The organism is Nonomuraea mesophila, assembly GCF_004352805.1.
GTDB classification, from domain to species: Bacteria; Actinomycetota; Actinomycetes; order Streptosporangiales; family Streptosporangiaceae; genus Nonomuraea; species Nonomuraea longispora.
On the sequence record NZ_SMLD01000256.1, the window covers coordinates 1 to 9,537 of the forward strand.

General features: G+C 75.3%; 9 protein-coding genes. 6 read left to right on the forward strand and 3 right to left on the reverse strand.

Translation table 11 applies throughout. From position 1 onward, the window contains the following. The 6 genes from E1295_RS45285 to E1295_RS45305 all read left to right on the forward strand — a co-directional run. A partial coding sequence (locus tag E1295_RS45285; protein WP_166427733.1) for a nitroreductase family protein occupies window positions 1-728 on the forward strand: 728 nt, incomplete at its 5' end. 58 nt (window positions 729-786) lie between these two features. Beyond that, window positions 787-963: a hypothetical protein gene (locus E1295_RS49480; protein ID WP_166427734.1), complete on the forward strand. Its 177-nt coding sequence runs from the start codon at window positions 787-789 to the stop codon at window positions 961-963. A 113-nt stretch (window positions 964-1,076) separates the two neighbouring features. Then, window positions 1,077-3,677 carry a lantibiotic dehydratase gene (locus E1295_RS45290; protein WP_132641134.1) on the forward strand — a complete coding sequence of 867 codons (2,601 nt, stop codon included), beginning with the start codon at window positions 1,077-1,079 and terminating at the stop codon, window positions 3,675-3,677. After that, on the forward strand, window positions 3,674-4,699 hold the full coding sequence (locus E1295_RS45295) for a lantibiotic dehydratase C-terminal domain-containing protein (protein ID WP_132641136.1): 1,026 nt from the start codon (window positions 3,674-3,676) through the stop codon (window positions 4,697-4,699). Before E1295_RS45290 ends, E1295_RS45295 begins: the two co-directional genes overlap by 4 nt. A gap of 5 nt (window positions 4,700-4,704) precedes the next feature. Then, entirely contained in the window at window positions 4,705-5,832 is a 1,128-nt protein-coding gene (locus E1295_RS45300; protein ID WP_166427735.1) for a thiopeptide maturation pyridine synthase, read from the forward strand. Between the two features lie 144 nt (window positions 5,833-5,976). Further along, entirely contained in the window at window positions 5,977-6,699 is a 723-nt protein-coding gene (locus E1295_RS45305; protein ID WP_132641140.1) for a VOC family protein, read from the forward strand. Between the two features lie 15 nt (window positions 6,700-6,714). Here E1295_RS45305 and E1295_RS45310 read toward each other — a convergent pair whose 3' ends face one another. The 3 genes from E1295_RS45310 to E1295_RS45320 all read right to left on the reverse strand — a co-directional run. After that, window positions 6,715-7,383 carry a response regulator gene (locus E1295_RS45310; protein WP_132641142.1) on the reverse strand — a complete coding sequence of 223 codons (669 nt, stop codon included), beginning with the start codon at window positions 7,381-7,383 and terminating at the stop codon, window positions 6,715-6,717. Next, on the reverse strand, window positions 7,380-8,468 hold the full coding sequence (locus E1295_RS45315) for a sensor histidine kinase (RefSeq protein ID WP_132641144.1): 1,089 nt from the start codon (window positions 8,466-8,468) through the stop codon (window positions 7,380-7,382). The genes E1295_RS45310 and E1295_RS45315 overlap by 4 nt, the downstream gene beginning before the upstream one ends. A gap of 158 nt (window positions 8,469-8,626) precedes the next feature. After that, the coding region (locus E1295_RS45320; RefSeq protein WP_220449227.1) for an alpha/beta hydrolase at window positions 8,627-9,537 on the reverse strand (911 nt) is incomplete at its 5' end.

A 9,537-nucleotide genomic window follows, 5' to 3' on the forward strand; every position in this document is an offset into this window, starting at 1 on the left:
CCCCCGCCCCGGGTGAACCGGAGGGCGTGCCGCGGCCGGAGCTGCCGGCGCGGGCGGGCCCCGCCTTCCCGGCTCCCGAGCCCGCCGCCGGAGCCCGTCCGGCGGCGGGGGTGGCGCGGCGTACGTCCCCGGTGGCCGGCTACCGTCCGGTGCCGCTCGCGGCCAAGGCGCTCGGCGCGGTGCTGGCCGCGGCAGGGGGCGGCTACCCGGCCGACCTTCCCGGCACCGCGACGGGATCGGCCGCGACCGCCCTGTGCCTGCTGTCGCTGCGGGTGGAGGGGCTGCCGCGCGCCGCCTACTGGTACGACCCCGCACGGCACGCACTCCACCGGCTGGCCGGCGCCGGGGTGGAGGCCGTGGCCACCGGGCGGCTGCTGGCCAACACCCGGGTGGCGCTGCGCGGGGCCGCGGCCGTGCTGGTCCCCGTGGGCGACCCCCTCGCGGGCGTGCGCCTGTACGGCGACCGCTGGTATCGCATGCAGCAGATGGAGGCGGGCCTGGTCGCGCAGCGGGCCGCGCTCACCGCGACCGCGCTGGGCCTGGCGGCGCGCATCCACTCCGACGGCGCGAACGAGACCACCGACGAGGTGCTCGGCCTCGCGGCGACCCCACTGAGGAGCCTGTCCTTCCTGGCGATGGGCACCCCGCCGACCGGCGGGCCCGTGGTGGCCCGCCCTGTCCCCGCCCTTGTCGCCGAGGAGGTGATACCCGCCCCCACGAGCTGGTGACCAGGCCGGACCGACTGCGTCCGACCTCTCGTACGTCACACACATTCAGGAGACACACATGTCGGAGAACCTCAAACTCGACCTGCGCGGCCTGGACGTCGACTCCATCGACGTCGTCTCGGCCGACTCCATCGTGGCCGAAGGGCACGGCACCGTCGAGACCGGCGCCTCGTCCTCCCCTGGCTACTGCTCGTCGTACCTGACGGCGATGAGCTGCTGGGCCCCGGAGGTGTAAGCAGGCGTCGGCGGTGAGCCGCGAACGGCCACCGATGTGACGAGCAGGGCCGAGGGCGCCCGTGCCGTGGGCGCCCTCGGCCCCCCGACGAACCCTTCGAGGAGCGCGTTCCCTTGACCCATGTAGCGCAGGCCGTCCCCGTCACGGGGGACGGCGTCTCTGCCAGGCCCGCCGATCCCGATTATGCCCTGTCGCCCGTTCTGGCAGTCCGCGTCGCCGGGCTGCCGGTGGCCGGGCTCGACCGGATGCGCTGTACCCGGACGTGGCGGCTGGTCGACGAGCTCATGAGCGTCTCGGACCGGCTGCGGCGCGAGGGCGCGGAGCTGTCCGATCCGCTGCACGAGGTGATCGGCGGCGTGGCCGCAGGCCGGGTGAGATCCGGGCTGGTGGCGCTGCGGCGTGCGGTGTTCGCGGGTCGCCGGCCGACCGGCCCGGCCGCGTCCGCCGAGGTGGCGGCGGAGCTGCCCGCGGACCTGGCCGCCCGGATCCGCGCGTGGAGCACCCTGCGCGGCCGTGCGGAGGAGTTGCGCGCCGCACTGCCCGCCGTGCTGGCGGCGGAGTCGCAGGAGAAGACGGCGGTGCTGCGCGCGGCCGTGTCCGACCCCGGCTTCCGCCATGGCCTGGCGCAGGGCAGCGCGGTGCTGTCCGCCCGCCTCGAGGCGTGGCTCGCCGGCCCGGCCGACCGTCCGCCGGAACGGCAGGAGCTGCTGCGGCTGGCCCGCTATCTCGCCCGGGCGAGCGTCAAGACCAGCCCGTACGCCACGTTCACGCTCAGCGGCCTCGGCCGGTGGGAGCCGGGCGGTCCCGCGGTGCGGACCGGCGGCGAACCGGCCTGGCAGGTCATGGCCGAGCTTGACCGGGCGGTCCTGCGGCCGCTGTGGGCGGCGCTCACGCGGCATCGGCGCGTACGCGAGCGGGCCCCGTTACGGGTCAACCCGTCCGCCTCCGACGACGGCGACCGGATCTGGTTCCTCGGTTTCGGGCAGGGCGAGCCGCTGAACGCGGTGGCCGCGAGCCCCGGCGTGCGGGAGGCTCTCGACTGGGTACGCGGGCGGGACCACGCCACCCTGGCCGACGCGCCGGGCATCGAGCCGCTGCTGGACGCGGGGCTGCTGGAGCTGGTCCCGCCGTACGACGAGCAGGGCGACGACCCGGTAGGGCGGCTGGCGTCGTGGCTGGCGCAGGACGGCCCGTCGCCGTACGCGCAGGCCGTCGGCCGGGTCGCCGGGGCGCTGCGCGACTGCGGCACCCGTCCCGGCGACGCCGGGCGGGCCGCCGGGGTCGTGCGTGCGGCGCTAAGGGAGGTGCTGCCGCCGGGGCCGTCGCTGCCGGACAAGAACCTCCTCTGGCACAGCGCCGTCATCCCCGGCGTGGCGGGACGGCTGAGCGCGCCGGCCTGGCGCGGGGTGTGCGACGACCTGGACGCGCTGCGCGGGCTGCTCGGCCTGTTCGACCCCGACCTGCCCGTCAAGATCGCCGCCGCGGCGTTCTTCCTCGACCGGTACGGCCCCGGTGGGCGGGTACCGGCCCTCGACCTCTACCGCGAGATCCACGGGCAGGCCCCTGGCGAGAGCGGGACGCTGCTGCGCGGCATGCTGCGCGACCCGGTCGCGGGCACCCGCGCGGTGCCGGGTGCCGCGTACCCGCCCGCTCTGACCCGGCTGACCGAGCTGCGCCGCTCCTTCTGGGAGCGGGCCGGCGCGGGACCCGGCGTCCGCGAGCCGGTGGTCGACCTCACGCGGTCCCGCGTGGCCGCCATGGCGCGGAACTGGCCGGATTTCGTCCGGCCGCCGGGCTCGATCTGCTGCTACCTGCAGGCCGTACCGGGACCGGGTGGTCTGCGCGCGGTCGTCAACTCCGTCACCGCCGGGTACGGGCGCGGTCTGTCGCGGCTGCACCGTCTGGTCACCCTGGCGGGAGGCGAGGCTCCGCCCGCCGCCGGCCTGCGGGCCGCGCAGGGCGAGGTGATGGTGGCCGAGTGCCGCGGACTCGTCGGCGGCGGCCTCAATGTCCGCCCCGCCACCGCCGACCTCGCCCTCGACCACCCCTTCACCGCTCCCGACGCGCATCTGCCCGTCGTCCGGCCGGCGGATCTCACGGTCGGCTACGACCCCGGGTGCGACCGGCTGGTGTTGTACGACGGCGCCGGCCGCCCGGTCAGGCCCGTTCATCTGGGTATGACGGCCCAGTACTGGTTGCCGCCGTGGCTGCAGTTCCTGGTGCGGGCGTTCGGCGAGCCGTCCACGGCGATGGTGCCCGGCTGGGTGTTCCGCACCCGCGCCGAGACACCGGCCGAGGGCGTGGTGGAGCGCTGGCCGCGGATGGACCTCGGGCGTGTGACGGTCGCGCGGGCGCTCTGGCGCCTGCGGGCAGGGGCGTTCCCCGTGCCGGCCAAGGGTGAGGGCGAGGCCGCCTACCTGCCCAGGCTGGCCGAGTGGCTGGCGCTGCACGGAGTGCCCCGCCGTTTCTTCGCCCGGGTGGTGGACCTGCGCCGCGGCCTGCTCGCGGGGCTGCTCAGCAAGGACCGCAAGCCCATGTACGTCGACGTCACCGACTTGCTGCTGCTGACCGGCTTCGTCCGCACGCTGCGCGACCCGGACGCGCTGCTGGTGCTGGAAGAGGCCCTGCCCGATCCCTTCGAGGCGCCCCGCTACGGGCCGGCGGGCCGGGTCACCGAGTACGTCGTGCAGCTCTCGGGCAGGGCGGGCCGATGACGGGGACGCGGCAGGACGCGGGCGGCGGGACCGGCTGGGTCGGCGCGCACCTGTTCCATTCCGGCGACCTCGACCCGCTGATCACCGGCGTGGTGGACCCGGTGACGCGGGAGCTGGCGGCGGACGGCACCGCGCGCCGCGCCTTCTTCCTGCGCTACTGGGAGGGCGGCCCGCACGTGCGGCTGCGGCTGGAGGTGCCGGACCCGGCGCGGCTGCCGCGCGTCCAGAAGGTGGTACGCGAGCGGTCCGCCGCCCACTTCGCCGCCCACCCGTCCCCGTCGGTCGACCCGGCGGCCTACCGCGCCTTCGCCGCCGCCGTGGCCAGGGGCGAGCGGCGTACGGACTTCGACGAGCGGCTGCACCCGGCCGGGTCGGTGGCGTTCATCGACTACCGGCCCGAGTACGACGCCTACGGCGACGCCGCCTGCGTGGCCGCCGTGGAACGGCACTTCGCGGAGTCGAGCCGGCTCGCGCTGGAGGTGTTGCGCGCCGGGACGGGGATGGGCACGCGCGCGGCGATCGGGCTGGCCGCGCTGACCATCGCGGCGGCCGTGTGCGAGCCCGACCTGCCGTCGGCCGCGCACCGCCTGGCCACGGTCGCGCACCTGCCGGACGACGCGCCCGCCCGCGAGGTGCCGGGTGCCGGGAGCGTCGCGGGGCGGGAGGAGGAGTGGCGGCGCCGGAAAGGCGCCCTGCTCGCCCAGACGCGCTCATTGTGGGACACGCCCGAGTCGGGAACCGGCCTGCTGGCCGCGTGGGCGTCGTCGGTGCGCGTGCTCCACGAGGACCTCGGCGCCCTGCACGCCGCGGGCCGCTGCACGCCGTCCGACCCCGGCTCACCCCATGCGGCCTTCGCCCAGGCCGCGCCCGCTGAGCGGCGTACGGTGGCGCTGATCGTCATGCGCTGCGTCCACCTGTTCCACAACCGGCTGGGGCTGGACGCCGGAGCCGAGCACCACATGTCGTTTTTGGCGGGCCGCGCCATCGCCGCTCTCGCCGACTCCCGGAGGTGGTCCCCCTGACCGGTTTGCCCGAATCCGACGCTCCCACCTGGCACAGCGTGCACGTCTACTACCACGCGCCGGACAAGGACGGGCTGCTGCTGGACGCCGTACGGCCGCTGTTCGACGGGCTGCGCGGCCGGGTGGCGGCGGCCTACGTCCTGCGTCATTGGCGGCAGGGCCCGCACCTGCGGATCAACGTGAAGGCGGCGCCGGACGTGTGGGAACGGGTCGTGCGCCCGCGCGTGGCCGACGTCGTCGGCGAGTATCTGCGCGAGCATCCCTCGACGGCCGCGCTCGACCCGGCCGAGAGCCTGCCCAGACACCGCCTGCTCGCCGTGCGGGAGCAGGAACCCGGCCCGCTCGCCCCGTGGCCCCCTGACAACTCCCTTCGCGACGCGCCGTACGACTCGCGCCGGCACGTGCTCGGCAGCGACGAGGCGGTGGGCCTGCTCACGGACTTCTACGTCGAGGCCACCCCGCTGCTGTTCGGCATGCTGGAGCACGTACGCGCGGGCCGCGACAGCAAGGCGGGGTTGGCGCTGAGCCTCATGCTCACCATCGCGCACACCTCGCAGCGCATCGACCGCAGCTACCTGTCGTTCCGGATGCACGCGGAGGGCTACCTCACCTGGGCCGCCGACCCCGCGGCCGCCCGGGCGTCCTTCGAGCGCGCCTATGGCGAGCGGCGGGCGGCCCTGACGGGGCGCGTACGGGACGTCGTCGCCTGCCTGGACGACCCCGCCGCCCCGGCCGTCGCGTTCGTACGGGAATGGGCGGACCTGCTGGAGCGGTACCGCAGGCGCGTGACGGAGCTGGACGACGGCCGGATGATCCAGCCGATGATCGAACCGGGCGAGGCGCTTCGGGTGCGGCCGGGCGACCCGCCCGCGCCGCACCGCGAGCCGAGCGAGCTGCAACGCCTGGTCTTCGACAACCCGGCCTACCACGAGGCGATCTTCGCCGATCCGGCGTTCCGGCGTTACCGGGTGCTGCTCAACTACACGTACCTGCACCTGACGCGGCTCGGGCTCACCCCGCTCGACCGGTTCAGGACCTGCCATCTGCTGGCGGACGCGGTGGAGGAGGTCTACGGCGTGTCGGGACTGCACGCGCTGCGCCGCTTCACCGGTCGCTCCCCGGCCGCCGGCTGACACCGGGACCGGCGACCTCACGGGAAGTGGCCGGGGAGGGGCCCGCCGGAAATGCGGTCGCGTCGCCCGTATCGGGTGGATTAGCGTTGCTGCCGTCACGCGCCGGCACGACCCGACCCGCGGGTCAGGAGACGGGAGACCCCGATGGCCGCTCAGCTCGTCGCGCTCTGCATCGACGCCAACGACCCGCCCGGGCTCGCGCGGTTCTGGGCGGGGGTGCTGGGCTGGGAGACGGCCGGCGACCCTCGCGGCGCCGTCGTGCTCCTTCCGGACGACGACACCGGGTTCCACATCCGCTGCCTGCCGTCGCAGGAGAGGAAGACCGGCCAGAACCAGATCCACTTCGACCTGACGAGCACGTCCCCGGACCAGCAGCGCGAGACGGTGGACCGGGTGCTCGCGCTCGGGGGGCGCCACATCGACGTCGGGCAGCGCCCGGACGAGGGTCACGTGGTGCTCGCCGACCCCGAAGGCAACGAGTTGTGCGTGATCGAAGCGGGCAACCGGTTCCTCGCCGACTGCGGATTCATCGGCGCGCTCTCGTGCGACGGCACGCAGGAGGTCGGCTACTTCTGGAGCGCGGCGCTGGGCTGGCCGCTGGTGTGGGACCAGGACCAGGAGACCGCGATCCGCTCCCCGCACGGCGGCCCCAAGATCACATGGGGCGGCCCTCCTGTGGCGCCGAAGACCGGCAGGAACAGGCTGCACTTCGACCTCGCCCCGCCCGCCCACGGTGACCAGCAGGCGGAGGTCGACCGTCTGATCGGCCTCGGGGCGTCGCGCGCCGGCATGGGCGAGGACGAGGCCGGCCGGGTGGCGATGACCGATCCCGACGGCAACGAGTTCTGCGTGCTGGCGCCGCGGTAGGTCCGCCGCGCCGCCCTACGGACGTCCGCCGCCCGGCGTGACCAGCCCGGCCTCGTAGGCGACGATCACCGCCTGGGCCCGGTCGCGCACGCCGAGCTTGGCGAACAGGTCGCTCACCCGGTTCTTCACCGTCGACACCGACAGCTTCACCTCCTCGGCGATCTGCGCGTTCGACAGGCCCCGCGCGATCAGCTCCAGCACCTGCACCTCGCGTTCGCTCAGCACGGACAACTCGTCCGGCGTCACGACCGTACGCGGGCGGGCCGGGCGCACGAACGTGCCGATCAGGCCGAGCAGCAACCGGGGCGCCACGGTCGCCTCGCCCCGGTGCACGATCCTGATGCCCTCGATCAGCTCCTCCGGCGACACGTCCTTGGGCACGAAGCCGTACGCTCCGGCCCGCAGCGCCGCGACCACGTGCTCCTCCAGGTCGAACGTGCTCAACGCCAGCACCCTGACCTGCGGCAGCTCGCACACGATCCGCTCGGTGGCGGCCACCCCGTCGAGGTCCGGCAGGTGCAGGTCCATCAGGACGACGTCGGGCCGCAGGTCGTGGCTGAGGCGTACCGCGTCGTGCCCGCCGGCCGCCTCCCCCACCGTGGTCAGGTCGGGCGTGGTGTCGAGCAGCAGGCGCAGCCCGACGCGGACCACCGCGTGGTCGTCCACGAGCAGCACTCTGATCACATCGTCTCCGGCAGCGGGATGCGGGCGTGTACGGTGAAGCCTCCCTCAGGCGAGGGCCCGGCGCGGATCTCGCCGCCGCACAACGACACCCGCTCGGCCATCCCCGCCAGCCCGAACCCGAGCCCCACGGTCCCGGGCCGCGACCGCCCGTCGTCGTTGATCTCCAGCTCGACCAGGTCGGGCAGGTACGCCAGCCGCACCCGTGACCGGGCCCCGGCCGCGTGCTTGCGCGTGTTGGTGAGCGCCTCCTGGGCGATGCGGTAGAGCGCGTGGTCGACGGTCGTCGGCAGGTCGACGGTCTGGCCCTGCACCTCCAGCGTCGCGCTGCCCGACGCCTCGACCAGCGCGGGCAGCCGCGCCACCCCGACGCCCGCCTGGTTCTCGATCGGCTCGCCGTCGGTACGCAGCACGTCCAGCAGGCGGCGCATCTCCGTCATCGCCTGGCGCGCGGTCTCCTCGCCGGTGCGCAGGGCCGAGCGGGCACGGTCGGGGTCGGCCGGGATCGTCCGCCTGGCCACGCCCATGTAGAGGCCGACCACGCTGACGTGGTGAGCGATCACGTCGTGCAGTTCGCGGGCGATGCGCCGGCGTTCCTCGCGTACCGCGTTCTCGGCGGCCTGCTGCTCGCGCCGCTGGGACAGCTCCGCGCGCAGGCGCATGGCGTAGCCGGCCGCCACGGGGGACGCCGGGGTGAGCGCGAGGGTCAGGGCCGTCGCGAAGGGGGCGAGCGCGAGCGACGGGTGGAGGACGACCAGGCCGCCGGCCACGGCCAGCGCCGCCGTGACGATAGAGACCGGGGGCGAGGAGTGCCTGCCCGCCGCGTACAGGGCGATGAGCATGGCGCTGACCGGCGCGTCGTACGTGGGCGGCTGGATGCCCACCAGGTAAAGGACGCCGACGAGGCCGGCCACGACGAGGGGATGGCGCCGCCGCACCACCATGAGCCCCGCGGCCGCCACCGCGATCAGCACCACCTTGGCGTCCAGCCCCGCATAGGGGTAGCCGAGCAGTTCCGCCGCCAGCACCACGGCGGCGACCGCGGCGTCGCCCGCCCATGGACGGCTCATCCAGGCTCTGACGATCATTCCTCCACCGCACCACCGCACCACCGCACCACCGCGGCCGCCGCACGTCGATCGCCGCACATCCATACCGTCGCGGCTCTCGCACGCACGTCGATCCCCGCGCATCCATCATGCCCTGGGCGCGGGCCGGGGTGCGCGGGGACGACCTGGCCGGCTGCTCACGCCGCCCGCCGGGTCCCGGTCACGGCGATGTGGGTGATCTCCGTCAGGGTGCGGCTGCCGGGCCGCAGGTAGCCGTGGTGCCGGGTGTCGCCGCCGTCGACGACGCGCGCGCCGAACCCGGCTCGTACGGGGTCGGTGCCGAACCCGAACGGCCCGATGAGCAGGCCGGCGCGCAGGACATCGTCGTTGCGGCCGAGCATCGCCCAGATCCGCGCCGGCGTGCGCAGGTCCGACGCCTTCCCGACGCCCAGGCCCGGGCTGCCCGCGACGATGAGGTCACGCACCGGCGAACCTCCCGCGACGGCGCGGGCGCACACCACCGAGCCGTAGCTGTGGCAGACGAGGCTGATCCGCAGGTGCCGCGGCAGCCGGTCGATGAGGGACCGGAGCCGCCTGGCGCCTCTGTCGGCGGGCCAGACGGTGAGGATCTCCGGGTGGGCGAGGCTCGGCGTGTCGTACCCCAGCCAGCCGATCACCGCGGTCCCCGGGCCGAGGGTCGCGGCCTCGTCGTGGAGCGCGTGGGCCGCTCGCCCGGGGCTCTCCGGGGAGTCGTCGAACGCGGCCAGGCTCTGTCCCGAGCCCGGCACGTACACGATGACCCTGCGCGCGCGGGCCAGATCTCCCACGACCTCGATCGCCTGACCGTCGCCCGCGCGGCTCAGCGCCAGGAACCGGCGGCCGTGCCAGGCGTGGCGGGCGTAGGCGTCCTGCAGCGCGCGGGCGGTGAAGGTGGCGGGCAGCGGCAGTTCGTCCGCCGCCGGCCGGCAGGCGGCGGCCGTCCCGGCGGCGAGCACGGCCGACACCAGCACCGTCCGCGCGATCCGCGTGCCCTTGCGGGAACCCCGCGACCGCACGCGGCCCGCGCGACGCGGTTTCCGGCCTGCGGGGGCTGGCTCGGGGGCTGGTT

What these genes read in the sequence shown, in the direction of transcription:
- E1295_RS45305 (WP_132641140.1), top strand. Translation starts at nt 5,977, where the DNA reads ATGGCCGCTCAGCTCGTCGCGCTCTGCATCGACGCCAACGACCCGCCC.
- E1295_RS49480 (WP_166427734.1), top strand. Translation starts at nt 787, where the DNA reads ATGTCGGAGAACCTCAAACTCGACCTGCGCGGCCTGGACGTCGACTCC.
- E1295_RS45295 (WP_132641136.1), top strand. Translation starts at nt 3,674, where the DNA reads ATGACGGGGACGCGGCAGGACGCGGGCGGCGGGACCGGCTGGGTCGGC.
- E1295_RS45315 (WP_132641144.1), bottom strand. Translation starts at nt 8,468, where the DNA reads ATGATCGTCAGAGCCTGGATGAGCCGTCCATGGGCGGGCGACGCCGCG.